We start from the raw sequence: 1,348 nt of genomic DNA on the forward strand, positions 1-1,348 counted from the left end.
CGCGGCCACCGGGACGCCGGTGGCCGCGCTGGGGCCCGCGGGCGGTGACCACCCTGTCGGTCCTGGTGCTCGCCGCGGCCGGGATCGGGCACGCGGTGGTCAGCAGCCTCGACGCGGGGATCGACCGGGTCGACCCGTTCCGGGACATGAAGAACCGCCCCGAGGCGGGCCACGGCACGAACATCCTGCTCGTCGGCACGGACGGCCGGGAGAAGGTCGGAGCGCAGGCACGGCGGACGTACCGGCTCGGCGGAACGCCCTGCAACTGCACCGACACGATCATGATCGTGCACCTCTCCGAGGACCGGCGGCGTGCCAGCGTCGTCAGCCTGCCGCGCGACTCGTACGCCATGACGCCCCCGCACACCGACCGGGTGAGCGGGGAGGAGCACGCGGGGCACCCCGTCAAGCTCAACGCGGCGTACGCGGAGGGCGGTCCGGAGCTGACCGTGCGCACCGTGGAGAAGATGACCCGGGTGAAGATCGACCACTACCTGGAATTCGATTTCACCAGCTTCATGAAGACCGTGGACGCGGTCGGCGGCGTCGAGCTGTGCACCACCGAGCCCCTGAAGGACAGTCACACCGGCCTCGACCTCCCGGCCGGCCGGCACACCCTGAGGGGCGGCGAGGCCCTCCAGTACGTGCGCGCCCGGCACGTCGACGGCGCCGCCGACCTCGGCCGGATGAAACGGCAGCAGCACTTCATGGCCGCCCTGCTGGACCGGACCACGTCCTCCGGGATCCTGCTGAACCCGATGAAGTTCCGGGACGTGACCCGTGCCGTGCTCGGCTCGGTCCGCGCGGACGAGGGCTTCGGCGCCGGCGAACTGCTGGCCCTGGGACGGGCGCTGCGCGACTTCTCACCCGCCTCGTCCGAGTTCACCACCGTGCCGCTCGGTGAGGAGGGGCACGTGGTCGAGGGGATCGGGGCGACGCTGAAGTGGGACTCCGAGAAGTCCGAGAAGATCTTCGCCGCCCTGCGCGAGGACGAACCGCTCTCCCCGCCCCCGTCGCCCGACGCGGCCCGGCGCGTGCCGGTGGACCCCCGGCGGATCCGCGTCCAGGTCGAGAACGGCACGGAGACGGAGGGCCTCGGCCGCCGCGTGGACGCGGCCCTCGCGGCCACCGGTTTCCGCACCACCCGCGCTCCGGTCAACGCGGCCGACCGCTCCGTGCGGCGGACCGTCGTCGCCTACGACCCCCGCTGGGACCGCTCCGCGCAGTCCCTCGCCGCCGCCCTGCCGGGCAGCGAACTGCGCGCGGTCGAGGGCCAGGGCGCCACGCTGAGGGTGATCGCCGGCACCGACTTCGAGAAGGTCCGCGAGGTCCGGGCCGAGGACCCCGG

Annotated in this window: 1 protein-coding gene; it reads left to right on the forward strand. The window is 73.5% G+C overall.

Features of this window, described 5'->3' with window-relative positions:
• A partial coding sequence (locus tag AOK18_RS28630; RefSeq protein ID WP_055696204.1) for an LCP family protein occupies positions 1 to 1,348 on the forward strand: 1,348 nt, incomplete at both ends.

It is taken from the genome of Streptomyces prasinopilosus (assembly GCF_001419695.1).
GTDB classification, from domain to species: domain Bacteria; phylum Actinomycetota; class Actinomycetes; order Streptomycetales; family Streptomycetaceae; genus Streptomyces; species Streptomyces prasinopilosus.